The sequence below is a fragment of the Kribbella flavida DSM 17836 genome, assembly GCF_000024345.1.
In the GTDB taxonomy this organism is placed as follows: domain Bacteria; phylum Actinomycetota; class Actinomycetes; order Propionibacteriales; family Kribbellaceae; genus Kribbella; species Kribbella flavida.
Genome location: NC_013729.1, coordinates 6,656,352 through 6,678,768 on the forward strand (window position 1 = coordinate 6,656,352; position 22,417 = coordinate 6,678,768).

At 71.3% G+C, this 22,417-nt stretch carries 26 protein-coding genes and 1 pseudogene; 8 read left to right on the plus strand and 19 right to left on the minus strand.

Annotation, left to right across the window (positions count from 1 at the left end; translation table 11 throughout):
* Positions 1-55: 55 nt before the first annotated feature.
* Positions 56-985 carry a phosphotransferase enzyme family protein gene (locus KFLA_RS30860; protein ID WP_063822794.1) on the plus strand — a complete coding sequence of 310 codons (930 nt, stop codon included), beginning with the start codon at positions 56-58 and terminating at the stop codon, positions 983-985.
* 3 nt (positions 986-988) lie between these two features.
* Here the strand turns inward: KFLA_RS30860 and KFLA_RS30865 are convergent, their stop codons facing one another.
* Together KFLA_RS30865 and KFLA_RS30870 are read right to left on the minus strand one after the other, a co-directional pair.
* Positions 989-1,831 (minus strand): hypothetical protein, encoded by an 843-nt coding sequence (locus KFLA_RS30865; RefSeq protein WP_012923769.1) that lies wholly within the window; start codon positions 1,829-1,831, stop codon positions 989-991.
* A 10-nt stretch (positions 1,832-1,841) separates the two neighbouring features.
* Positions 1,842-2,630 carry an AraC family transcriptional regulator gene (locus KFLA_RS30870; RefSeq protein WP_012923770.1) on the minus strand — a complete coding sequence of 263 codons (789 nt, stop codon included), beginning with the start codon at positions 2,628-2,630 and terminating at the stop codon, positions 1,842-1,844.
* Positions 2,631-2,741: 111 nt separating this feature from the next.
* Between KFLA_RS30870 and KFLA_RS30875 the strand changes: the two genes are divergently transcribed.
* Both KFLA_RS30875 and KFLA_RS30880 read left to right on the plus strand, forming a co-directional pair.
* Entirely contained in the window at positions 2,742-3,602 is an 861-nt protein-coding gene (locus KFLA_RS30875) for a phytanoyl-CoA dioxygenase family protein (protein WP_012923771.1), read from the plus strand.
* On the plus strand, positions 3,599-3,907 hold the full coding sequence (locus KFLA_RS30880; protein ID WP_012923772.1) for a hypothetical protein: 309 nt from the start codon (positions 3,599-3,601) through the stop codon (positions 3,905-3,907). The genes KFLA_RS30875 and KFLA_RS30880 overlap by 4 nt, the downstream gene beginning before the upstream one ends.
* Here KFLA_RS30880 and KFLA_RS30885 read toward each other — a convergent pair.
* The 4 genes from KFLA_RS30885 to KFLA_RS30900 all read right to left on the minus strand — a co-directional run bounded on the left by KFLA_RS30885 (position 3,904) and on the right by KFLA_RS30900 (position 6,828).
* On the minus strand, positions 3,904-4,923 hold the full coding sequence (locus KFLA_RS30885; protein ID WP_012923773.1) for a lactonase family protein: 1,020 nt from the start codon (positions 4,921-4,923) through the stop codon (positions 3,904-3,906). The genes KFLA_RS30880 and KFLA_RS30885 overlap by 4 nt on opposite strands.
* 163 nt (positions 4,924-5,086) lie before the next feature.
* On the minus strand, positions 5,087-5,890 hold the full coding sequence (locus KFLA_RS30890; protein WP_012923774.1) for an aminoglycoside 6-adenylyltransferase: 804 nt from the start codon (positions 5,888-5,890) through the stop codon (positions 5,087-5,089).
* Complete coding sequence (locus tag KFLA_RS38020; protein WP_012923775.1) at positions 5,887-6,420, minus strand: GNAT family N-acetyltransferase; 534 nt, start codon at positions 6,418-6,420, stop codon at positions 5,887-5,889. The genes KFLA_RS30890 and KFLA_RS38020 overlap by 4 nt, the downstream gene beginning before the upstream one ends.
* 24 nt (positions 6,421-6,444) lie before the next feature.
* Positions 6,445-6,828, minus strand: a complete 384-nt coding sequence (locus KFLA_RS30900) for a hypothetical protein (RefSeq protein WP_012923776.1) — start codon at positions 6,826-6,828, stop codon at positions 6,445-6,447.
* Between the two features lie 48 nt (positions 6,829-6,876).
* Between KFLA_RS30900 and KFLA_RS30905 the strand changes: the two genes are divergently transcribed.
* Positions 6,877-7,416 (plus strand): helix-turn-helix domain-containing protein, encoded by a 540-nt coding sequence (locus KFLA_RS30905; protein ID WP_012923777.1) that lies wholly within the window; start codon positions 6,877-6,879, stop codon positions 7,414-7,416.
* Positions 7,417-7,422: 6 nt separating this feature from the next.
* On the opposite strand, the gene KFLA_RS30910 is transcribed toward KFLA_RS30905, so the two are convergent.
* Both KFLA_RS30910 and KFLA_RS30915 read right to left on the minus strand, forming a co-directional pair.
* Positions 7,423-8,106, minus strand: coding sequence for a hypothetical protein (locus KFLA_RS30910; protein ID WP_148256779.1), 684 nt, complete (start codon positions 8,104-8,106; stop codon positions 7,423-7,425).
* The gene (locus KFLA_RS30915; protein ID WP_041290677.1) at positions 8,096-8,626 is read right to left on the minus strand and encodes a DUF1360 domain-containing protein; all 531 of its coding nucleotides are present in this window, start codon (positions 8,624-8,626) and stop codon (positions 8,096-8,098) included. Before KFLA_RS30915 ends, KFLA_RS30910 begins: the two co-directional genes overlap by 11 nt.
* Before the next feature lie 106 nt (positions 8,627-8,732).
* Between KFLA_RS30915 and KFLA_RS30920 the strand changes: the two genes are divergently transcribed.
* The 3 genes from KFLA_RS30920 to KFLA_RS39480 are packed head-to-tail and all read left to right on the plus strand — an operon-like array spanning position 8,733 to position 10,344.
* Positions 8,733-9,071 carry a hypothetical protein gene (locus tag KFLA_RS30920; RefSeq protein WP_041289556.1) on the plus strand — a complete coding sequence of 113 codons (339 nt, stop codon included), beginning with the start codon at positions 8,733-8,735 and terminating at the stop codon, positions 9,069-9,071.
* Positions 9,068-9,409, plus strand: coding sequence for a DUF8129 domain-containing protein (locus KFLA_RS30925; protein ID WP_012923781.1), 342 nt, complete (start codon positions 9,068-9,070; stop codon positions 9,407-9,409). Before KFLA_RS30920 ends, KFLA_RS30925 begins: the two co-directional genes overlap by 4 nt.
* Positions 9,410-9,456: 47 nt before the next feature.
* Positions 9,457-10,344 carry a DUF5709 domain-containing protein gene (locus KFLA_RS39480; RefSeq protein WP_012923782.1) on the plus strand — a complete coding sequence of 296 codons (888 nt, stop codon included), beginning with the start codon at positions 9,457-9,459 and terminating at the stop codon, positions 10,342-10,344.
* Between the two features lie 657 nt (positions 10,345-11,001).
* On the opposite strand, the gene KFLA_RS30935 is transcribed toward KFLA_RS39480, so the two are convergent.
* From KFLA_RS30935 to KFLA_RS30985, 11 genes and pseudogenes are all read right to left on the minus strand, one after another.
* The gene (locus tag KFLA_RS30935; protein WP_012923783.1) at positions 11,002-12,453 is read right to left on the minus strand and encodes an NADH-quinone oxidoreductase subunit N; all 1,452 of its coding nucleotides are present in this window, start codon (positions 12,451-12,453) and stop codon (positions 11,002-11,004) included.
* Positions 12,450-14,009, minus strand: a complete 1,560-nt coding sequence (locus KFLA_RS30940; RefSeq protein WP_012923784.1) for a complex I subunit 4 family protein — start codon at positions 14,007-14,009, stop codon at positions 12,450-12,452. Before KFLA_RS30940 ends, KFLA_RS30935 begins: the two co-directional genes overlap by 4 nt.
* On the minus strand, positions 14,006-15,769 hold the full coding sequence (locus tag KFLA_RS30945) for an NADH-quinone oxidoreductase subunit 5 family protein (RefSeq protein ID WP_012923785.1): 1,764 nt from the start codon (positions 15,767-15,769) through the stop codon (positions 14,006-14,008). The genes KFLA_RS30940 and KFLA_RS30945 overlap by 4 nt, the downstream gene beginning before the upstream one ends.
* Entirely contained in the window at positions 15,766-16,170 is a 405-nt protein-coding gene (gene nuoK / locus KFLA_RS30950; protein WP_012923786.1) for an NADH-quinone oxidoreductase subunit NuoK, read from the minus strand. The genes KFLA_RS30945 and nuoK overlap by 4 nt, the downstream gene beginning before the upstream one ends.
* A gap of 1 nt (position 16,171) precedes the next feature.
* Positions 16,172-16,702, minus strand: a complete 531-nt coding sequence (locus KFLA_RS30955) for an NADH-quinone oxidoreductase subunit J family protein (RefSeq protein WP_012923787.1) — start codon at positions 16,700-16,702, stop codon at positions 16,172-16,174.
* A 290-nt stretch (positions 16,703-16,992) separates the two neighbouring features.
* Positions 16,993-17,208, minus strand: a pseudogene (locus KFLA_RS39130) (4Fe-4S binding protein); the annotation flags it as partial.
* A 207-nt stretch (positions 17,209-17,415) separates the two neighbouring features.
* Positions 17,416-18,174, minus strand: a complete 759-nt coding sequence (locus KFLA_RS30965) for a methylenetetrahydrofolate reductase (RefSeq protein WP_012923789.1) — start codon at positions 18,172-18,174, stop codon at positions 17,416-17,418.
* An 11-nt stretch (positions 18,175-18,185) separates the two neighbouring features.
* Complete coding sequence (locus tag KFLA_RS30970; protein WP_012923790.1) at positions 18,186-19,433, minus strand: RNA polymerase sigma factor; 1,248 nt, start codon at positions 19,431-19,433, stop codon at positions 18,186-18,188.
* Positions 19,423-19,767: a YciI family protein gene (locus tag KFLA_RS30975; RefSeq protein WP_012923791.1), complete on the minus strand. Its 345-nt coding sequence runs from the start codon at positions 19,765-19,767 to the stop codon at positions 19,423-19,425. The genes KFLA_RS30970 and KFLA_RS30975 overlap by 11 nt, the downstream gene beginning before the upstream one ends.
* 45 nt (positions 19,768-19,812) lie before the next feature.
* The gene (locus KFLA_RS30980) at positions 19,813-21,090 is read right to left on the minus strand and encodes a sensor histidine kinase (RefSeq protein ID WP_012923792.1); all 1,278 of its coding nucleotides are present in this window, start codon (positions 21,088-21,090) and stop codon (positions 19,813-19,815) included.
* Positions 21,087-21,743, minus strand: a complete 657-nt coding sequence (locus KFLA_RS30985) for a response regulator transcription factor (protein ID WP_012923793.1) — start codon at positions 21,741-21,743, stop codon at positions 21,087-21,089. Before KFLA_RS30985 ends, KFLA_RS30980 begins: the two co-directional genes overlap by 4 nt.
* 133 nt (positions 21,744-21,876) lie before the next feature.
* On the opposite strand from KFLA_RS30985, the gene KFLA_RS30990 reads away from it, so the two are divergent.
* Entirely contained in the window at positions 21,877-22,398 is a 522-nt protein-coding gene (locus tag KFLA_RS30990) for a hypothetical protein (protein WP_012923794.1), read from the plus strand.
* Positions 22,399-22,417: the final 19 nt, after the last annotated feature.

Here is a 22,417-nt window from a genome sequence, read left to right on the forward strand (position 1 = left end):
CCGGCGCTCGGCCGGGCATCCTGGCGCCGTGGAGAACCCGGCGGTGCGGCGATGGATGCGTGAGGATTTCGGGTTCGCTGTGGTCGAACTCACGCCGGTGCATACCGGGGCGGACCTCGCCGCGGACGTCTGGAAGGCGCTGACCACCGACAGCCTGTACGCCGTGAAGTGGTCCGGCGGCGGCACGGACGCGGGGCCACTCGCGGCGGCGTACCTGGCTGACCGGGGCGTCAAAGGTGTCCCGGCCCCGGTGCGGACGCGCGACGGGCAGCTGTGGAGCATGCGGGAGGGACGGCGGCTCACGGTCGCGCCGTGGGTCAAGGGACGCCAGGCCGCCGAGACAGGTCTCAGCGACGAGCAGTGGACCGCGTACGGCGTACTGCTGGCTGAGGTGCATTCCACAGGGCCGTCGGAGCAGCTTCAGCGCGTACTCCCCCGACTGAACCCGATCAACGCGCGCATGCCGGCCCTAGCTCGGCAGCTGCACCAACGGCTGACGACTGCCGCCCCGGCCGACGAGATCGAAGCTGAGCTGGCTGATGTGTGGGCCGCCAACCACGACACCATCGCCAGGCTGCTGGAGCTCGCTGCGACGCTCCAGCCGCCGCAGACGACTCGGGTGATCTGCCACGCGGATCCGCACCTGGGCAACGTGATCACGACCGGCACAGCGATCCACCTGATCGACTGGGACGACGTCGTGCTGGCACCGCGTGAGCAGGACCTGCTCTTCCTGCTCGGCGGCATGGGCTCGCTCGGCCCGACGTCGCCTGCGCAACGGGAGGCGTTTTTCGCCGGCTACGGACCGGTGGAGCTCGACCCGGACAACCTCCAGTACTACCGCCACGCTCGCGCTCTCGAGGACGTGGCGCTGTGGGCCGAACAGGCGATCACCGGCCCGGACCGCGCCGACTCCCTCACGATCCTCCGCGGCGTACTCGGCCCGGACGGCCTTGCTCCGAAGGCGTGTAGCTCTCAGCTGTAGGCGTCACGCGTGGCGGACCCAGATGTTGGGTTCCTGGTAGTCGCCGGTGTTGCGGTCGTGGTTGATGTGGAGGACGGAGAGGCCGTCGGGGATGACGTAGGTGCCGGTCGAGGGGAACGGCATGCCGGTCCAGGATTCCCAGTCGGCGACGGTGCCGGTCATGGTTTGGCTGGTCGGAGCAGGGGCCAGCAGGGTGGCGCCGAGGCGGACGTGGGTGCGGAGCCAGGGGTCGAGCGGGAGGCCGTCGGCGCGGATCCAGGTCATGAAGGTCGCGATGTCGGTGAGGGGGTAGCGCGACTTCAGGGTGGGGCGGACGGGCGCGATGACCTGCGTGAGTCCGGCGGCGACAGCGCGGTCGCGGACGGCGGTGATGAGCTGGCCGGCGCGACCCTTGGCCTGTTCGTCGGTGCGGACGGCGGCGGCCATCAGGACGAAGGTGTTCGGCACGACGCCGCGCTCGTACTGCGTGACCGCGCGCGCGAGCGAGTCGGTGTAGCCGCCGGGGAGATCCGCGACCGTGCCGTCCCAGGCGAGCGCGACACCCCAGCAGCCGGCGATCAGGCGGCGGCCGGCCGGGACATCATCCGGCCCCCGGGTCCCCGGGCCTACCGTCGCGTCGGCATCTCCCGGCGTCCCAGCCCACCCGTCGGCCGGATCCGGCTCGGCGTCCTCCTGCTCCTGCGCGACCAGGTAGAACTCCCAGTCGGCGAAGTACTCGGCCCGGCGATCGGCGTACGGCGGCACGCCCTCGTCGTGGAAAATGAACTCCGGCCAGTCCTCACGAAACACCCGACCGGCCTCCGTGTGCAGTTCTGGCGCCTCGGCGACGCGGATCAGCTGGTCCATGCGCTCGACGCTAAGCCGACGCGCCGCCCGCCACCACCGCATTTCGGACCGCCCGCGGTGATCCGCCCAGCTCGCGGTGGCAGGCTTTGTTGAAGGCCTGCAGATCAGGGATGCCGACCGAGGCGGCGACGGCCGGGATCGAGAGCGTGGACGCGACCAGCAGGTGCCGGGCGCGGGCCAGGCGTCGGCGCCGGATGTAGGCGACCACCGTGGTTCCGATCTCGGCGTGGAACAACCGGGTCAGGTGGTTGTGCGAGATCCCGGCCACCCGGGCCAGCTCCGGGACGGTCAACGGCCGGGCCAGGTTGGCCTCGACGTACGCGATCGCGGCGGCCACGGCGGGATGGGTGCCGGTGCGGCCGTCCTCGTCGCCGGTACCGAGTTCGGCGATCCGCCAGAGCGCCGTCCACACCTCCGCGGCCACCCGGGCGGAGCCGCTCGGCGAGGCCTCGATCGCGGAGCGCAGCAGGTCGGTGAGCAGCGGTGCGGCGGGGCCGGCGTCCTGCACGACCGGTACGTACGACGGGTCGCCGCCCGGGCGCGGGCGAAAGTGCACGTAGAGGTGCTCCGAGCGGCCCCGGTAGTCGAACTGCACCGGCACCCCGGCCGGCGTCAGGCTGACGTAGCCCGGCGCGACGGCGTACGTCGTGCCGTCGACGGTGAGGTCGGCGGAGTAGCTGTACAGATGCAGCTGCCACAGGTCCGGCAGGCGGAACACGTCGCGGCTGTGGCGCACGCCGTGCACTCCCGCGCCGAGGTTGACCACCTCCGGCGGAAGGCCCAACGGCAACCGAAGCATGGTGAAAAGCTACCACCAATGGTGATCTCAACCGACGCGAAACAACGACATCCGAACCTAGCCTGGACGAGTAGAAACCACCACGGACCCGGCGCCCCGACAGGGAGATACATGCCTCATCCCCAGCGCAAGAACCTGCTCACCTCGGTTCAGATGGCCCATTTCGTCGTCACCGGCGCGCTGCGGATGGACGCCGTCGTGCCTGCCGAGCTGAACCAGCAGGCGCTCGACGTGCTCCAGGCCGGCATCCCCGGCGTCCCCTACGGCACCCCGCTGTCGGAGGCGTTCGTGGACAGCGAGTTTGTCCAGCGGCTGGTGCAGCTTCCGGAGGTCGCCGGCGCGATTCACAGCCTGGTCGGCCCGGAGCCGACCGTCGACCACCACGCGGTGCACATCCGCAAGGCGCACGAGGGCGAGGCGCAGAACCTGCACGGCGACGCGATCATCGACGTCCGGCCGGACGCCTTCGACGTGCAGCTCATGTATTACCCGCAGGAGGTGACGCTCGAGATGGGCGGCACCCTCAGCGTGCCCGGCAGCCACCTGCGCCGGACCAACGAGTCCGACACCGGCCGGTACCAGAACCTGCTCGGTCAGACCCGGCTCACCTGCCCGGCCGGCACAGTGGTCTTCCTGCACCACGGCATCTGGCACGGCGGCCGGCGCAACGACAGCGCGATCGACCGGTACATGTTCAAGATCCGGTTCAACCCGACCGTCCGGCAGGTCCGGCTGTGGAACACCGACGACCTGTACGACGAGCAGGTGGCCGCCGAGCTCGGCCAGACCTTCCCCTGGTACGAGAACGCGACCGGGCGGCTGGAGATCTACAACCGGATCAAGCTCTGGCAGGCACTCACCGGCGACGACACCTTCGACCCGGACTACTGGGTCACCCGGGTGTCGAACCGCCCGCAGCGCGTCGTCGCCCAGCGCAGCCTCAACCCGCACGCGGCGAAGGAGATGTCATGACTGTCCAGGCCCCCGAGACAAGCCAGCAGACCGTCCGCCAGCAGGTTCTCGTGCTCTACCTGGCCTCGTCCGCATTGGACTCGCGCACGGTCGGCTGGTCGACGTACGACGGCACCGGCGCGACCGCACCGACGACCGGTGACTCCGACGTTCCGCCGTACGCGAGCGGGCTGGAGGCGCTGAAGGACGGCTGGCGGCTGTTCCAGGCCGCGCAACTGCTGCCGCCTCAGCCCGGTCACGAGTACGACGTGTCGTTCCTCAAGCACGAGTTCTTCTTCGAGAAGCTCGTCACGGTGCAGGCCTAAACCGGCAGGACACAGACCGGTTTCGGCCAGGACAGCGGCGTCCCCGTTGCGGTGAGGGCGCCGCTGGACTGGTCGACGGTGAACACCGCCACGGCGTCGGAACGCTCGTTCGCGGCGTACAGCTGGGTCGCATCCTTGCTGAACGCGAGGTGCCGTGGCCAGCTCCCGCCGGAACCGATCGTCTGGACCAGCTCGACGCCGAGGCCGTCGCCGGCGACCGCGAACACCGCGATCGTGTCGTCGCCGCGGTTCGAGCCGTAGACGAACCGGCCGTCGGGCGAGACCAGCACCTCGGCCGGGAAATTGTCGCCCTCGGCGCCGTCCGGGCGGGTGGACACGGTCTGGGTGACGGCCAGCTTGCCGTCGGCGTAGCTGCAGACGATCAGGGTGGAGTCCAGCTCGGTGATCAGGTACGCCGCGGCGCCGCTCGGGTGGAAGACCAGATGCCGCGGTCCCGCGCCCGGGCGCACCTCGAGCCGCCCGGCCTCCTCCAACCGGCCGTCCGGGGTGAGCCTGGAGACGTGCACGGAGTCCGAGCCGAGATCCACGTCGAAGGCGTACTCCCCGGCCGGGTCGAAGGTGACCTGGTGGGAGTGCGGGCCTTCCTGGCGTGCGGCGTTCGGGCCGGTGCCCTCGCGCTGCAGGAACTGGGTCGCCTCGCCGAGCGACCCGTCGGCCGCGATCGGGTGGACCGCGACCGAGCCGGAGCCGTAGTTGGCGCTCAGCAGGTAGTTGCCGGAGGGGTCGATCTGCAGGTGGCACGGGTGCGCGCCACCGGTCGGCTGGTCGTTGAGCAACGTCAGCCCACCGTCCGCCCCGACCGCGAACGCGCTCACCCGTCCCGCGTCCAGCTCGTTCGCCGCGTACACGAACCGCCCGTCCGCCGACCGGGTCAGGAACGACGGATCGGTCGTCTCGACCGCCACCTCCATCGCCTCGACGGTCCCGGCCCCGATCCCGGTCCCCCCGCCGTCCTGACTGGTGTAGCTCCCGACGTAGATCCGCTCCGAAGTCATCCCCCCACCCTGCCAGGTCCGCCGGTCCTCGGCACCCGCAGGCGGTCGCGATCCGGACGATTCAGCGGAACTGTGAACACCAAGCCGGGTCCTTGACCAAGACATGACCTGTTCAAGGCCTCCGGTTGGTGTTCGAGGTCTCTTGAGCAGCTGGGTGGGTGGCTCAGCGCGGGGGCTGCTCAGCGAAGTACGGGGCGAGGCGGCGGTGTACGGCGTTGGCGAAGTCGGTGGGCCAGGGGACGGCGGTGCGGTGGCAGAGGTCGCGGGCCAGGGGGAGGAACGCATCGAGGCAGGCTTGCTGGACGGCGATCGCGGACTCGCGAGTGGCGGCGATCGGCGGGAGGGACTCGACGAGGTGGAAGTGTTCGGGGGTGAGCAGCGTCGACAGGTGCAGGGCGCCACCTCGATCCTCCACCTCGACCGACTCGACCATGAGCTGGATCAGCATCGTGCGCAGCAGCGTCGAGCCGGATGCGGCGACGACGTAGTCTCGGCGGCCCAGCGCGACCGGCAGCAACGCGGCCACCCGCAGGAACTCCGGGACGAGCCGGCCGACCACCTCCGGCGACGGACCGGCGATCGGCCCGGTCGGCGGAAGCGTCGCGTCCAGGCCGTCCCGGTCGAACACCACCCGCGCCGTACGCCGGGAGCGGCCGCGCAGCACGTCCTCCGGTCCGGCCGTCAGGTCGAAGCGCAGCCAGTCCTCGCCGACGACCTGGTTGAAGACGGTCGTCCGGCCGAAGGTCATCGTCTGGTGGAAGACCAGCGGCAGCGACCGCTCAACCAGCGCAGGCCAGCCGGCCACGAATTCCTCGAGCTTGTGGTCAGCGAGCACCGCCACCAGATCGAGGTCGCTGAACTCGTCGTCCGTGCCGCGGGCCGTACTGCCGATCACCCACAGGCCGCGCACCCGCTCGTCGTTCTCGAGCCACTCGGTGATCCGCTCGAGCAGGTCCTGGCGGTTCACTCGTTCAGCCGTTTGCCGTACAGGGCCGAGTCGGGCCAGAGCTCGGGAACCAGGATCTGCCAGCCTTTGCGCAGGTAGAGCCGGGGAGCCGGCCGGTCGTCGGTGTAGGTGGTGAGCAGCGCCCGGGCGTGCGGCAGGTCCGTCATCAGGGCGTCGTGCAGACCGGCCCCGACACCTTGCCCCTGGACCTCGGTGGCGACGGCCAGCTCGACGAACTCGAAGTGGCCGCCGACCCACTCGGCGACGATCTCCGGCGGCGCGTGCTCGGCGACCCGGTCGGACCACCACTGGCCCCGATCACCCGTGTAGCCGTACGCGAATCCAGTGATCGCGTTGTCCGCGGCACGTCGGCTGACCACCAGCTTGAAACCGTCCCGCTCGGTATGCCGGGGCAACTGCTCGGTGACGAACCTGTCGGCCGCCGCGGGATCCTCGTCGTACCCGGGCGCTCCGAAAGCCGACGCGTACACACGCCGCAGCTCTCCGGCGGCCGCCAACGTCGCTGCTTGGTCGAGTACCTCGAGGTTCACGTCTCGAGGTTATCGATCCTCGGGTCAGGACGTGGACTGTGTCGCGGAGGTCAGGTCGGCCGCCAGCGTGGGCGCTTCCGGCGTACTGACGAGCAGCACGTGGTAGCCGATCAGGTCCGCGCCTTCCGCCGTCGTCGTGAGCCGCAGCGCCGGCCGATCGCGCCGCACGCTGACGAAATGGCGGACGCCGGTACCGATGCCCCAGCGGCCGACCTTCAGCACGCCGGTCACCACGAGGCCCGACCGAGCCCCCGGCGTGGCGGTCCACCGCGTCGGCTGGTCGACCACGCCGACGGTGGCGATCAGGTCGGCCGGTACGACGAACCGGGACCGGCCGGCGGCGAACAACCGCTCCCACCAGGCCAGCTGGATGATCACGGTTCGGTCGTGCACACGTACTGTCGCCATGTCCGCTGCTCCTCTACATTGTTTCCAATAGTGGAAACATTACCAGGAATGGAAACCACAGGCCAGATGCCGGCGACCTCTTCCCTCGTGGACCTGCTGCACCACCCGCTGCGGTGGCGGATCACCCAGCTGCTGATCGGCCGCTCGCTGACGACGCGCGAGCTCGCCGAACTGCTGCCGGACGTCGCGACGACGACGCTCTACCGCCAGGTCGGGATCCTGGTGAAGGCCGGCGTGCTGATGGTGACCGCCGAGCACCAGGTCCGCGGCGCCGTCGAGCGCACGTACACCCTGAACACGCAGGCCGGTGACGCCGACCACGACGGCGTCGACGCGGACCGGCTGCGGACGATGTTCACGGTGTTCGTCGCCGGGGTGGGCGGCCACCTCGACCAGTACCTGGAGCGCGAGCAGATCGACCCGCTGGCCGACGGCATCGCCTTTCGGCAGACCGCGCTCAACCTGTCGGACGAGGAGCTCGCCGAGTTCCTGACCGCCTTCGGCGAGTTCCTGGCGCCGTACGTCGCCCACTCGCCCGCTCCGGATCGCACCCGGCGGGTGCTGTCGACGATCCTCATCCCGGACTGAGCCGGGTCAGAGCTCGGCTTTGCGGCCGTGGCGGCTGGAGCTGTAGGCGAGCTCGCGAAGTTCCCGCAGCCAGGCGGGAGCCAGGTCCAGGCCTGCCGGGTGGTTGAGCACCGGGTCGATCACCGGATGGTCCGGGCGCGGTGACCTGAGCCGGAGGACACCGACAGGTTTCCAGCCGTCGCGCCGGCCGGCGACGGACACGGTGAACTCCTTCGGCGCCTCCCTGGTCAACGCTTCCACCGAGGCGTGCCCAAGGTCCGAGCCGGTCGCCGTCAGGCGCATCCAGAGCCGGCGATCACCCACGGCGTACGGGCTGAGGGTCGAGTACGACGTGCTGTCCCAGCTGCGGGCGGGGCGCGGCAGCCAGCGGGTCAAACGGCCCTGGCCGGCCGTGGAGAACAGGATGTCCCACAGGCCGGTGCCGAGATCGGCCCGAACGGCGATGCCGAGCACGTCCGCGCGGGAGCCGGGCGTACCCGCGCCCTTCGACAGCTTGGCCAGGGCACGATGGGTGCCGGTCGGGAACGGGTGCGCCTGCTCGTCGAGCACCAGCGTCGCGTCGAAGCTCTGCGCCCGCGGGTGAACGGCCGGCGCGCGGCGCACCCGGGCCAGGGTGTGAAAGATCGCGCCGACCACAGAACGCAGCGGCGCGACCAGAACTGTCGGTCGTAGTCGTTGGTCAGTCGTCACCGCTCGCCAACCGGGTCAGGTATCCGTGGGACAGGTTCAGCAGGTCCGCGCCCGCCAGCGTGGCCAGCGCCGCCGCCGTGAATCTGGTGGCCCGCGGCATCAGTACGAGTCCGGCCGAGTACGTCGCCGTGGCCCACACGGACACGCAGAACGGACAGGTGAGCAGCTCGCCGATCGTGCGCTGCACGCCCGTGCCCCGGGCTTCCTCGTTGGTCTCGGCCGGCGCACCGGGCCCCCGGTACTGCGTGAACGGGGCGCGCACCGGAGCCGTCACCGAGTTCTTCGCCGCGAGCCGGCTCGCCCGGAACACGGCCGCGGCACCGACCAGCAGATCGAGCGGCTCGACCCGGGCCGGGAGCTTCCGGCCGGCCACCCGTCCCGCGGCGGCCAGCGCCCCGCAGTACGCGGTGAACGCGGTCATCGCGCCCGCGTAGCCGCGCAGCGACTGCTCGGCGCCGTACTGGTCGGCCAGCCGCCGGGCTTGGGCCCGGGCGCGGACGGACCAGGGTTTCTCGTGCATCGCGGTCATGCGTGCGGGTACCCATCCGGCCCGGCCGGGAACCACACCCACCGATGGTTGCCTCGGCGAAGTTTTCAGGGGCCTCGGGTGGGCACTACCAGGGCCTGTGGACGCCGACGAGACCGAGGAGGACGAGGCGATGAGCGAGTCCGAGAACGACGACTACCGCCCGACCGTGGACGACGTCGATCCGAGTGCGCTGGCGGTGAACTCCGTCGACGACAGGGTCCGGGTTTCCGCCGATCCGAGCGAGACCGAGATCGTCGACTCCGTGGGCGAGACGCTGCGGGTCGACGAGGAGAACGACGGCGACCGAGTTCGGGCGCCGGAAGAGGTCAGCGGCGGCGGCCCGGCCGAGCCGCCGTCGGGTGAGCCACCGTCGGCTGCGGCGTCCGGTGTGATCGGCAGCGCGGACGACGCCCGGCCGGGAGGTGGACCGTCGTGACCACCCGGCCCGAGGGCGCACTGCCGCTGCCGGACTACGACCACATCCCGTTCGGATCGCTGGCGGCACGCGTACGGACGCTGGACATCCAGCAGCTGGAGCAGCTGATCGGGTACGAACGCAACCACGCGCAGCGGATCCTGGTCCTGGAGCTGCTCGAACACCGTCGCGACGAACTGAAGGCCGGCGCCGAGCCGACCTCGGGTTCACCGACAGCGTTCATGCCGGAGACGGCGGGACCGCCGGACAGTGGATCGGTGGTCGGGGCCGAGTCCGGTCCCGCGATCAACCCGCCGGCGCACGGTGACCCGACGAACCCGTCGCAGCCGCGAACCTGATCGGTTTCCCGCGACCAGGCCGATCACGACCCTACGAGGAGATTCCGTTGTCCGAAGCACAGAACGAGACCACGCCCGTCGTCGACCCGGAAGCCGAAGGCCTGCCGAGCACGGCCGACGACGACTCCACGGCGTACGACGACACCGAGTCGGCCCGGGTCGCGGACGGACCGGACCCGGCGGCGCTGCCCGCCGACCATCCGGTCGCGTCCCTCGACTACGGCACCACCCCCGCCGAGGCCCGGACGGCCGAACCGCTGAGCGACCGGCTCGACCGGGAAGTTCCCGAGCCCGACCCGTACGCCGAGGCGGCCGACCCCACGGACCCGACCGACCCGGCAAACGTGTCCGACCGGCCTGATCCCGGCGACGACACGGTCGACCCGAGCGACCCGGACTACGACCCCGAAGCAGGCGGCGCGATCGCCGTCACCGGCGCCCCTGGTGCCAGCCCGGGCCTCGACGACACGACGGGCGCGTCCGGCGGGACTGGCGGGGGTTCCGGCGGAGCGGCCGGTGGCGGAGTGGACGCGGCGGGCGCTGGTCGTCTGTCGGAGAGCCCTGACGCCGTTGGCGACGGCCCGGACCCGGACGGCACGTTGACCGGCGCCCCGAGCGACGGCCTCGTCGACGTGACCGGGGCGGACCCGACCGACACCGACGAGCTGGGCGGCTCCGAGGAGACCATCCCGGACCCGACCGAGCTGCTCGGCGCGGACGAACTGCCCGCCGCGGACGAGCTGCCCGCCGACGGCGATGTCGTTGCCGACGGCACCGACGCCCGGTGGGACGACGAACCTTCCGACATCGGCCGCCTGGTCGCCCCGGACGAAGGCGCGCACCCCGACCGCGAAGGCACCGAGATCGCCCAGGACACCGGCGCCGCCGGCGGCGGCCTCTCCGCCGAGGAAGCCGCCCTCCACGAGGAACGCTGAGCCGGCCGCAGGTTGGGTAGCGGGCGCCGCGTCGACGTTCACCCGGGCGCTCACCGCAGAGCAGCCCGTGCCGCACGGCGCCCGCTCCCGGGCGGGTGACCAGCGGCCCGCCGATGACGAGGGACTCCTTGTTGACCCGGGCAGCGGCCCCGTGACTGGGTATGCGCGCACTGCAAGCGCCGAACATCGCCGCGTTCGGAACAGGAACGGCGCCATGCTGGCAAGCGCCATCGAGCACAGGTGGACGTTGCCGGCCCAGAGATCACCGTGCAAGGCGCCGGCCTGGGCTGACCAGGGCTGACCAGGGCTGCCGCAGGTACGAGCTCCCCCGCGCCACCGCGGCCCTCGGCTCCGAACCCCTTGAGCATGCTGCGCGTCTGCGTCTCGTTCAGGTTCGGAACTCTGACGGGTTGACCTCTCAGATGCAGGGTTGGCCCACCGAATTCCCACTGGCCAACCCTGCATCCGGTGGGTTAACCCTTGAGAGTTCGGCCGGCCGCGCGCGTGGTTTGCGACGGGACGGGAGGGCAAGGGTCGGGTCGGGTGGGGGTAGCGGGACTGGGAGGGGCTGCAGGTCGACGGGTTCAGGTACGCGTCCAGCGCGGGACGGCGGTTGGTGTAGCCGCCGTCATCCGCGGGGGCTGAAGCTCCAGGCCGTCAGTTGAGCAGCGCGAAGAGGGTTGCGGGCAGGATCGAGAAGACGACCGCGACGGCGGTGCAGGTGGTGATGACCGTGACGGCGGAGTTCTCGATGTTGACCGAGAACGGGTTGTCGGCGGGGAGCCGGAAGAGCTCGGCGATCCAGCGGAGGTAGACGGCCAGGCCGATCATCACGTTGAGCGCCATCACGACCGCCAGCCAGAGCAGGTCCGCGTCGATCACCGACTGGAACGCCGCGAGCTTGGTGAACAGCCCGGCCAGCCCCGGCGGCAGACCCGCCAGCACGACGAGGAAGAACACCAGCGCAACGGCCAACCCCGGCTCGGAGCGGACCATGCCGCGGTAGTCGGCCAGGACACCCGCCGGCCGGTGCCGCTGGACCACCGCGACCGCTCCGAAGGCGCCCAACGTGACCACCACGTACGCCGCCAGGTACGCGACCACCACCTGCGCGTCCCCGACCGCCAGCGGTGCGAGCAGGAAGCCGACCTGCCCGATCGACGACCAGGCGAGCAGCCGGACCGCCTCGACCTGACGCAGCGCCGCGATGTTGCCGACGGTCATCGTCACCGCGGCCAGGATCGCGATCACGATCCGCAGGTCCGAACCGCTGGGCGCGACGCCGTAGGTGACCAGCACCAGCAACCCGGCGACGCCCGCGGACTTCGACACGACGGCCAGGAAGGCGGCCACCTCGACCGGCGCCCCGGCGTACGTGTCGGGCAGCCAACCGTGGAACGGCACGGCCGCGATCTTGAAGCCGAATCCGACCAGCACGAACAACCCGGCCGCGAAGGCGACCCGGCGCAGATCCGGGTCAAGCCCCGGCAGCCGGGCCGCGAGGGTCTGCAGGTAGAGCGTGCCGGTCACGCCGTACAGGTAGGAGATGCCGAACAGCATCACCGCGGTCGACAGCACCGAGACCAGGAACGCCTTCAGCGCGCCCTCCGAGCCACGGCGGTCCCGGCGCAGCGCGACCATCGCGAAGCTCGGCAGCGAGACCACCTCGAGCGCGATGACAACCGTGCCGAGGTCGCGGGCACCGGCCAGCACGGTGGCGCCGGTGAGCGCGCTGAGCAGGAGGAAGTGGTACTCCCCCACCGGGATGTCGCGGTCGAGCAACTGGTACGCCGAGAGCCAGACGACGCCGAGTCCGCCGATCAGCAGGACGGCCCAGAGCCCGGCGGTCAGCGGCTCGAAGATGAGGCTGCACTCGGCCGGTCCCTCGACGGCCGGACGGCAGAAACCGGCCCGGTAGGCGTTGCGCTGGGTGAGCACGAACGCCAGCCCGAAGCCGATCGCGCCGGTGCTGACCAGCGAGATGCTCAGGTGCCGGAGCCGTTTGCCGCCCGCGCCCCAGAAGCCGTCGACCAGCAACGCGGCGACCGCGCCGAGCGCGAGCACCAGCGGTACGGCGACCGCCTGCCAGTCGGTCCAGGTGATCGTCATAGCAACGTCCAGTGGTCGAGCAGCAGCCAGGGACACAGCCCGAGCACGACGGTCAGCACGACCAGCGGCGCCCAGGCGACCAGCTCGATCCGGCTCAGGTCGACGGCGAACGCGGTCGCCGGGTACTCGGCCGGGTCCCCCTGGCAGAGGTTGCGGACGAGCCGGAGGAAGTACGCCGCGGTGAGCACCGTGCCGAGACCGGCGATCACCATCAGCACCAGGTACGTCGTGCGCGGCAGTCCGTCAGCCGGGCGGAACGCGCCCATCAGCGCGAGCATCTCGCCCCAGAACCCGGCCAGCCCGGGCAGGCCGAGCGAGGCGAGACAGGCGAAGGTGAGCAGCACACTGATCCGCGGCAGCCGGGCGTACAGGGCGCGGCCGATCGCCCGCAGCTCGCTGGTGTCGTGGCGGTCCTTGATCGCGCCGGCCAGGAAGAACAGCAGGCCGGTGATCAGGCCGTGCGCGATGTTCGCGAACAGGGCGCCGGCGACGCCCTCCGGGGACAGCGTCGCGATGCCCAGCCCGATGAAACCCATGTGTCCGACGCTGGAGTACGCGATCAGCCGCTTCACGTCGGTCTGCGCGAGGCAGGCCAGCGAGCCGGCCACGATCGCCACCGTCGAGAAGCCGGCCAGGTACGGCGCGATGGTGACGGTCGCGTCGGGCAGCACCGGCAGCAGGATCCGGACCAGGCCGTAGCTGCCCAGCTTCAGCAGCACCCCGGCGAGCAGCACCGAGCCGACCGTCGGCGCCTTGGCGTGCGCGTCCGGAAGCCAGATGTGCAACGGCCAGAGCGGCATCTTCACCGCCAGGCCCAGCGCGATCAGGATCGCCGCGGCCAGAGCGGCACCGTGCCCGCCGGTGACCGGGTCCTGCCCGAGCAGCTCGAGGTCGAACGTGCCTGCCTGCCGGTAGACCAGCAGGAAGCCGACCAGCATGACGGCCGAGCCGAGCACGGTCATCAGCACGAACGTGGTGGCGGCGCGGCGCCGGCCGGCCCGGTCGTGGTGGTCGCCCCAGACGTCGATGATCAGCCACATCGGGATCAGCACGACCTCGAAGAACAGGAAGAACAGCACCAGGTCGGCGGCGGCGAAGGTCCCGATCACGCCGGTCTCGATCACCAGCAGCAGCGCGATCAGCGAGCGGGTCCGGCCGATCCGCGGGGTGATCCGCAGCGAGTACAGGCAGCAGAGAAAGACCAGCAGCGCGGACAGCAGGATGAGCGGGAGCGAGATGGCGTCGACCGCGAGGTGGAAGCGCACGTCCAGGGCCGGGATCCAGGTCAGGTCGGTCTCGGCCCAGGATTGCAGCCGGCCCGGCACCTCACCCCGGTCGGCGGAGTCGGAGTCGATGACGCCGGCTTCCAGGGTGCCGGCTCCACGGGGCCGCCGCAGATAACCGACCCACAGCACCACCGACCCGGCCAGCACCAGCCCGGAGATCACCGACCCGTAGAGCGCCGCGATCCGGTCACCGGTGGACGACGGCAGCGCCCACAACGCCAGCGCCGCCAGCAGCGGCAACGCGAGGATGCTCAGCAGGACGCCGTTCACGCGCCGATCACCCCCGCCAGGATCGCCAGTGCGACCACTCCGGCGACCGCGAAGGTCAGGTATGTCTGCACGTTGCCGGTCTGCAGCAGCCGGAACCCCTGGGAGGCAAGCGTCCCGGTCCGTCCGGCGGCGCGAACGTAGGTGCCGATCACGTCGCGGTCACCGAGCACCGCCAGCTTCGCGAACCACCGCACCGGAACGACCACCGCCTTCCCGTACGCCGCGTCCACACCGAACTCGCGCTCCACCACCGCCGGCCGCGGATCGGCTCCGCGCCGCCACAGCGAGTACGCCGGCAAGGCGCCGAGCGCGGCCAGCACGGTGGTCAGCGCGGCGACGACCCAGTTCAGGTGCAGGCCGTCGGCGTACCCGAGCACGATCGCGCCGAGCGCCAGCAGGATCAGCGGCGCGAGCATCACCCAGGGGGCGTCCCGCAGCTTCGCCGTCGCCGGGTCGTCGACATCGGCCATCGGCGCGTCGTCCTCGAAGGCGTCGACGGCCCCGGCCAGCGCGGGCGTCCGGAAGAACACCCACAGCCACAGCCGCACGCAGTAGAACGCGGTCAGCGCGGCGGTCAGGCAGACCGACACCAGCACCACCCAGCCGACGGCCGAGCCGTCCCGGGCCTGGTGCCAGGCAGCTTCCACCACCGCGTCCTTGGAGAAGAACCCGGCGAACCCCGGGACGCCGGCCAGCGCGGCCAACCCGATCGTCATCGTCCCGAAGGTCACCGGCATCGCCTTGCGCGACGCGCCGAGGCGGGTGTGGCGCCGCAGTACGACGAAGGCTGCGCTGCCGACCTGGTGCAGCAGCACGCCGGCGCAGAGGAACAGCAAGCCCTTGAAGGCGGCATGCGTGACCAGGTGGAACAGCGCGGCGTGCCGTCCGTCGGCCGTGCCGAGCGAGAGACCGGCGAACATGATCGCGAGCTGGCTCACCGTCGACCAGGCGAGCACCCGCTTCACCTCGACCGCGGCCATCGCGCAGAGCGCGGCGAACAGCATCGTCACGCAGGCGATGACAGCGAGCACGGTCAACGTGGTCCCGGCCGCCACGAACACGTCGTACAGGCGGGCGATCAGGAAGACGCCGGCGGCCACCATCGTGGCGGCGTGGATCAGCGCGCTGACCGGGCTCGGACCGGGCATCGCGTCCGGGAGCCAGGTCTGCAGCGGGACCTGCGCGGACTTGCCGACCACGCCGACCAGCAGCAGCACGGTCCCGGTGGTCAGCGCGGCCGGGGAGATCGGGCTCGAGCCGAGCTCGGAGATCCGGAAGGTGCCGTAGCCGAGGCCGAGCACGAAGATGCCGAACAGGAAGGCGACGTCGGCCAGCCGGGTGATCAGGAAGGCCTTGACGGCTCCGGAGCGGGCGTCGCGTCGCTCCCAGTAGTGACTGATCAGCAGGTACGAGCAGGCGCCCATCACCTCCCAGCCGATCAGCAGCAGGAAGAGGCTGTCCGACACCACCACGGTCACCATCGCGGCGGTGAACAGCGTCACCAGCGCCGTGTACGACGCCGCGCGCTCGTGCAGGTAGCCGATCGAGTAGACCTGGACGCAGGCGGAGACCACGCCGACGACGGCCAGCAGCAGCACGGTCAGGTCATCGGTGCGCAGGTCGTAGGTCCAGAAGGCGTCACCCGCCCCGGTGCCCGGGAACGAGGTCACCTGCGGATCGGCGCCCGCCAGCAGGATCGCGCTCAGGATCACCAGCAGCGAGAAGCCGACCCCGGCCACCCGCCAGGCCGTCGCGATCACCGGCCGCCCGCCTTCTCGACGGAGGCCGGATCCGCACCGGCGGTCGACCCGGCGACGGTGGCCGGGCCCTCGCCGGCGAGCCGTGCCGCCGGGTCCTGCTCGACCAGGTCGCGGGCCGCGTCCGCGTCGACGTGCCCGTGGCCGCGGAACAGCAGCAGCACGATCGCCAGCCCGAGGCCGATCTCGGCCGCCGCCAGCGTGATCACGAAGATCGCCAGCGTCTGACCGGTGGCCAGGCCGTCCAGCCGCCAGGCGTCGAAGGCGACCAGGTTGAGATTGACCGCGTTCAGCATCAGCTCGAACGACATCAGCATCGTGATCGCGTTGCGCCGGGCGAGCACGCCGTACACGCCGAGGCAGAAGAGTGCGACGGCCAGCAGCAGCGGGAGAACCAGTGGCATCTCAGTCCTCCTTCCCCGGGGAGGACACCTTCTCAGCCGGCTCGGACACTTTGCGGTGGGACAGCACGATCGCGCCGATCAGGGCCGCCAGCAACAGCACCGACAGCACCTCGAACGGCAGCACCCAGATCCGGAAGACCGAGGTTCCGACGGCCTCGGCCGAACCGGCCGGCACCGGACCGATCTTCTCGTTGCCAAAGGCAATCACTACGCCGGCGCCGAGCAGCACGGCGAGCGCGCCGGCGACCACCGCCGCGAACGGGCTGCGGCGGGTGGTCAGCGCGGGCAGCGGGTTGGTCGGCGCCTTGGTCAGCATCAGCGCGAACAGCACCAGCACGACGATCGCACCGACGTAGACGAGGATCTGCACCAGCGCGACGAACTCGGCGTGCAGCGCGCCGAAGCAGCCGGCGACGGCGCCGAGCGCGACCACCAGCCAGAGCGCGGCGTGCACGATCCGGCGAGAGGTGACCACGAGCACAGCGGCGACCAGCGCCACCGCTCCCGCGACGGAGAACAGCGCTGTGGTCACTCGTCGCTCCCGGTCGGCGCCGAGCTCCCCGCCTGCGGCCCGGCCGGCCGCGCACGTCCCGCCGGCCGCGCAGGTCCGGCCGGCCGCGCAGGTCCGGCCGGCGGCACAGATCCTGACGGCGGCACAGGTTCCGACAGCTCGGCTCCGGCCGCGTCGGCGGCGATCGGCTCGACCACGCTCGGGCCCGGGTCGATCGGCTGCGGCGCGGGCACCGTCCACATCCAGTCCCGGAGCCGGTCCTTCTCGTGGGTCAGGTTGCGCAGGTCGGTCTCGGCGTACTCGAACTCCGGCGACCAGAACAGCGCGTCGAACGGGCAGGCCTCGATGCAGATTCCGCAGTACATGCACAGCGAGAAGTCGATCGCGAACCGGTCCAGCACGTTCCGGCTGCGCTCCCGGGCCTGCTCACCGACCGACGGCGCGGTCTCGGTGTGCGAGTCGATGTAGATGCACCAGCTCGGGCACTCCCGGGCGCAGAGCATGCAGGAGGTGCAGTTCTCCTCCATCAGCGCGATCACGCCCCGGCTGCGCGGCGGCAGCTCGGGCTGGACATCGGGGTACTGCTCGGTGACGGCGCGGCGGGACAGCGTCTTGGCGGTGACCTTCAGGCCGTCGATCAGACCCTTGCCAGGTAGTGCCACGCCTCCTCCTCCGTCCGGTGGGTTCTGAACGCTGACACTAACCGGTTCCGGCCGTGCACGGAGCCAGCGGTGTCACAGTTCCCGCTCGAGCCGCGCTGCAACCTGCCGGTAGCGACTCACCGGCACCAGGTGAACTCCCTCGAACGCCCCGCTCTCGCGAATCCGGAGCACCTGCTCACAGGCGGCGTCGACCCCGGCGTCCCGGTCCCGCTCGACCGCCTCGACCAGGGCATCGGGAATCGCCAGCTGCGGCAGCCCGGCCAGGTTCTGGGCCATCTTCGCGCTGGCCAGCACCATCACCCCGGCGTACACCGGGATGTTCAGGTCCACGCTGTCCCGCCAGCGCAGCAGCTCGTCCAGGTCGAAGCTGACCTGCACGTAGAGGAAGTCGGCCTCCGCCTTCCAGGCCGGGACCTTGCCGAGCCGGGCCGTCGCTCCGACCTGGAACGGGCCGCAGCCGGGAAAGCTGGTGCCGCGAGTCTCCTCGATCATCGTGCGGACGGTCAGCTGGCTGGTCCGGCCGCCCTCGCTCGGGTCGTCGCCGTGCACGAACAGGAACTGCTCCACCCCGTACGCCGCGGCGGTGAGCAGGTCACGCCGCAGCCCCAGCAGGTTGCGGTCCCGGGAGTTCAGGCAGGCGATTCCCCGCGCACCCATCGCCTGGACCTCGTTGGCGACCGCGACGCTGGAGACGGTCGCGCGGCCGATGTGGTTGTCCGGGATCAGAAAGTCGTCCGCGATCGGGCTCAGCACACCGATCTGGTGCCGCACCTTCGTCAGGTCCGGCCGGGTCGGTGGCTCTACCTCGCAGATGAGCTCGAAGCCGTCCATGACCGACGACCTTACTGGTCGGCGAGCTCGGCGAGGCGGTGGTGCAGGAAGGTGCGTTCGGCGGTGTTGGTGGTGAGGGCCAGCGCTGACTCGTACGCCGCAGCTGCTTCCGCCGGGCGGTTCAGCCGGTGGAGCAGGTTCGCCCGGATGGCGTGGAAAAGGTAGTAGTTGTCCAGGTCCAGGGCGTCGACCAGTTCGAGCGCCTCGGCGGGGTCTCGCAACTCGGCGACGGCCACAGCCCGGTTGAGGGCGACCACCGGGCTCGCGGTCAGGGCTATCAGGTGGTCGTAGAGCTGGACGATCTGACCCCAGTCGGTCTCGGCTGCGGTGGCGGCGTCGCTGTGCACGGCGTTGATCGCCGCCTGCAGCTGGTACGGACCTGGTTGGTCGCGGCGCAGACAGCGGCGTACGAGCTGCTGGCCTTCGGCGACGAGCTGCTGGTCCCAGCGGCTGCGGTCCTGCTCCGGCAGTGGAACCAGCAAGCCGTCAGCCGTCGTGCGGGCGGCCCGGCGGGACTCCTGCAGCAGCATCAGCGCGAGCAGGCCGACCGCCTCCGGCTCGTCCGGCATCAGCTCGACCAGGAGTCGCCCGAGTCGGATGGCCTCCGCGCACAAATCGGTGCGGATCAGCTCGTCGCCGGACGACGCGGCGTACCCCTCGTTGAAGACCAGGTACACGACGGCCAGTACGCCGCGGACCCGCTCAGGCAGGTCCGCCTCGTACGGCACCCGGTACGGGATGCCCGCGGTCCGGATCTTGGTCTTCGCCCGGACCAGCCGCTGCGCCATCGTCGGCTCCGGCACCAGGAACGCCCGGGCGATCTCGGCCGTGCTCAGCCCGCCCAGCAGCCGCAAGGTGAGCGCGACCCGGACGTTCAGCGCGAGGGCGGGGTGGCAGCAGGTGAAGATCAGCCGCAGCCGGTCGTCCCGCACGGGTCCCTCCTCCACTGGTTCGTCCTGAGCGTGCAGCAGCGCCGCCTGGGCGTGCTTGTCCTCCCGCGCGGCCTCCCGCCGGAGCCGGTCGATCGCCCGGTTGCGGGCGGTGGTGATGATCCAGCCGGCCGGGCTCGGCGGCAGCCGCCCCAGCTCGGGCCAGCGGACGACGGCCGCCACGAACGCCTCCTGCACGGCGTCCTCGGCGATGTCCAGATCGCCGAAGGCACGGGCCAGCACCGCCACGGCCCGGCCGTGCTCACGCCGGAAGACCGCCGCGACGTCAGCGGCCGAGACGGCCGCGGGCGTGCTGCTGTCAGCCGGCAAAGGGCCGGACCTCCACCGGCAGCGCGACCAGGATCTCGGCCAGCCGGCGCGCCCAGGACAACGCCTGGTCCAGGTCGTCGACCTCGATCACCGTGAAGCCGCCGAGGTGCTCCTTGCCCTCGGTGAACGGCCCGTCCGTCACCAGCAGCTCGTCCCCCTGCCGCCGCAGGACGGTGGACGACTCCGGCGGGTGCAGGCCGGCGCTGAAGACCCAGGCCCCGGCCGCGCGCAGGTCGTCGTTCCAGGCGGCCAGCTCCTTGATCACCGGCGCCAGGAACTCGTCGTCCGGCACCGGTCCGTCCGGCTGGTAGATGCTGAGCAGGTACTGCGTCATCCCGACCTCCAAGAGCGAGTGCTGTCACCCACTACACGAACGGGCTCAGCCCGGATCGACAGGTAGCGACACCACCACCGTCAGCCCGCCGCCGTCCCGCGGCGTCGCCTGCACCGTTCCGTCATGAGCTTCCGCCACCGACCGGACGATCGACAACCCCAGCCCGGCCCCCTTCGCCCCGACCAACCGATCCTCTCCCAGCCGCCGGAACGGCTTGAACAGCCCCTCCACCTCGTACGGCGGAACGTCCGGCCCGGTGTTCTCCACCTCCACCTCGACCCGGTCGCCGGCGCCGGCCCGGCTGGTCACCCGCACCCAGCCGCCGCCAGCGACGTTGTGCCGTACGGCGTTCTCGACCAGGTTGTGCACGAGCCGCTCCAGCAGCAGCGCGTCACCGATGGCCGGCGCGTCCCCCGCCTCCGCCGTCACCCGTACGCCGGCCGCGCTCGCCTCATCGGCGAGCTGGGCGACGACATGGGTGATCACGTCGGCCAGGTTCACCGGGTAGACGGCGGTGAGCACCTTCTCCGAGTCAGCGAGCACCAGCAGCCCGCTGATCAACTGCTCGTGCCGCGCGTTGATCTCCAGCAAGCTCTCGCCGAGCTGCTGCACGTCCGGCGACGCGGTCTTGCGGTGCATGGCGATCTCGACCAGCGCCCGGCCGAGCGTGAGCGGTGTGCGCAGCTCGTGCGAGGCGTTGGCGACGAACCGGCGCTGACCGTCGAACGAGTGGTCCAGCCGCTCGACCATCGTGTCGAACGCGTCGGCCAGGTTCTTCACCTCGTCGTCCGGGCCGTCCAGCGCGATCCGCTCGTGCAGCCCGCGCCCGGCCGCAGGTGCGGCGGCGATCCGGCGAGCGGTGTCGGTGACCCGGTGCAGCGGCGCCAGGACCCGGCCCGCGACGAGCCAGCCGAAGCCGGCCGCGAGACCACCGACCAGCACCAGCGCGATGCCGCCCTGGACCAGCAGGGACTTGGTCGCCGCCGCCTCCACGGTCCGGCGCTGGTCCTCCAAGACCTGCTCGGCGGCGGGGCCGGTCAGCACGTCGCCGTTCTGGTTGAGCACGACCACCGGGTTGGGCGGCCCGCTCCGCTGGGTCTTCGGCGCCGCGGTCGCCCCAGGTGTCGGGGGCGAGCCGGGCGGCGCGGCGGTCGGCGGTGCCTGCCACGTGCCCCGGACGAGCACTCGCTGCTCCCTGCCGAGCTGCTGGCTGAACAGGGCGTACGTGACACCGAGCAGCAGCACCCCGGCGACCATGAACAGCCCGCCGTAGATCAGTGTCAGCCGGGCCCTGAGCGTCAGCTTCCGCGTGAGCCGCCTCATGCGATCCGGTACCCGACGCCGGTGACGGTGTCGACCAGGCCCGGCTCGCCCAGCTTCCGGCGCAGCTTGAGAATGGTCAGCCGGACCGCTCCGGTGAACGGGTCCACGTGCTCGTCCCACGCCTTCTCCAGCAACTGCTCCGCCGACACGGTCGCTCCGTCCGCTCTCAGCAGCTCGGCCAGGACGGCGAACTCCTTCTTCGACAGCGGCACGTACCGCCCGTCCCGGAACACCTCGTGCCGCGCGGGATCCAGCGTCAGCCCGGCACGCCGCAGCACCGGCGGATCGGCGGGGCGGCTGCGCCGGCCGAGAGCCAGCACCCGGGCGGCCAGCTCCGCGAAGGCGAACGGCTTGGTCAGGTAGTCGTCGGCGCCCAGCTCGAGCCCTTCGACCCGGTCGGTGACCGCCGCCGCGGCGGTCAGCATCAGCACCCGGGTGGGCGACCCGGACTCCACCAGCCGGCGGCACACCTCGTCGCCGTGCACGACGGGCAGGTCCCGGTCCAGCACCACCACGTCGTACTCGTTGACGTCCAGGCGCTCCAGCGCCGCGGCGCCGTGCTCGGCGACGTCGACCGCATGGGTCTGGTCCCGGAGCCACTCGGCGATCGCTGCCGCCAGCAACGGTTCGTCCTCGACCACCAGCACCCGCACGCCCACCGCCTTCCGCCGTTGGACCCATCATCGCCGACCGCGGTGTTTCCGTGCTGTTTGCGATCGGCGAAACGGCACGGAAACGGCCGGCTGGCTTGGCTGGGACGAAACCGAACCCGTTCGAGGAGACACCATGAGACGACAGTCCTTGCTGGCCGCGATCGCCCTGACGGCCGCCCTGGCGCTGACCGGCTGCGGCGCCGAGCCCGAGGCCGAGGGGGTCGCCTCGGGCGGCACGGCGCAGCCGGAGGCGAGCACCGGTGGCGGCGACGCCGCGGTGGAGAACCTGAGCCAGGACGAGAAGGGCGTCAAGTTCGCCCAGTGCCTGCGGGAGAACGGGCTGGACGTGAAGGACCCGGAACCGGGCAAGGGCGTGATGCTCAAGTTCGGGCCGGAGTCCGGGATGAGCCGCGAGAAGGTGGAGCAGGCGATGGAGGCGTGCCGCAAGTACAACCCGCAGGCGGACAGCAAGCCGAACCCGGAGCAGGAGGCCAACGGCCGCAAGTACGCCGAGTGCATGCGCGCGAACGGCGTGGAGAAGTTCCCAGACCCCAAGCCCGGGCAGCGCGGCATCCAGATCGACAAGGAGACCGGCAGCGATCCGGACCTGGACAAGGCGCAGGCTGCCTGCCAGAGCATCCTGGCAGGCCGGTGATGCCCCGTCGCCGTCGCGG

Coding starts and splice junctions, on each gene's coding strand:
- KFLA_RS30915 (WP_041290677.1), bottom strand. CDS start 8,626: ATGCACGAGAAACCCTGGTCCGTCCGCGCCCGGGCCCAAGCCCGGCGG.
- KFLA_RS30875 (WP_012923771.1), top strand. CDS start 2,742: ATGCCTCATCCCCAGCGCAAGAACCTGCTCACCTCGGTTCAGATGGCC.
- KFLA_RS30990 (WP_012923794.1), top strand. CDS start 21,877: ATGAGACGACAGTCCTTGCTGGCCGCGATCGCCCTGACGGCCGCCCTG.
- KFLA_RS30860 (WP_063822794.1), top strand. CDS start 56: ATGCGTGAGGATTTCGGGTTCGCTGTGGTCGAACTCACGCCGGTGCAT.
- KFLA_RS30900 (WP_012923776.1), bottom strand. CDS start 6,828: ATGGCGACAGTACGTGTGCACGACCGAACCGTGATCATCCAGCTGGCC.
- KFLA_RS30935 (WP_012923783.1), bottom strand. CDS start 12,453: ATGACGATCACCTGGACCGACTGGCAGGCGGTCGCCGTACCGCTGGTG.
- KFLA_RS30980 (WP_012923792.1), bottom strand. CDS start 21,090: ATGAGGCGGCTCACGCGGAAGCTGACGCTCAGGGCCCGGCTGACACTG.
- KFLA_RS30885 (WP_012923773.1), bottom strand. CDS start 4,923: ATGACTTCGGAGCGGATCTACGTCGGGAGCTACACCAGTCAGGACGGC.
- KFLA_RS30865 (WP_012923769.1), bottom strand. CDS start 1,831: ATGGACCAGCTGATCCGCGTCGCCGAGGCGCCAGAACTGCACACGGAG.
- nuoK (WP_012923786.1), bottom strand. CDS start 16,170: ATGCCACTGGTTCTCCCGCTGCTGCTGGCCGTCGCACTCTTCTGCCTC.
- KFLA_RS30975 (WP_012923791.1), bottom strand. CDS start 19,767: ATGACGCAGTACCTGCTCAGCATCTACCAGCCGGACGGACCGGTGCCG.
- KFLA_RS30870 (WP_012923770.1), bottom strand. CDS start 2,630: ATGCTTCGGTTGCCGTTGGGCCTTCCGCCGGAGGTGGTCAACCTCGGC.
- KFLA_RS30880 (WP_012923772.1), top strand. CDS start 3,599: ATGACTGTCCAGGCCCCCGAGACAAGCCAGCAGACCGTCCGCCAGCAG.
- KFLA_RS30965 (WP_012923789.1), bottom strand. CDS start 18,174: ATGGACGGCTTCGAGCTCATCTGCGAGGTAGAGCCACCGACCCGGCCG.
- KFLA_RS30905 (WP_012923777.1), top strand. CDS start 6,877: ATGGAAACCACAGGCCAGATGCCGGCGACCTCTTCCCTCGTGGACCTG.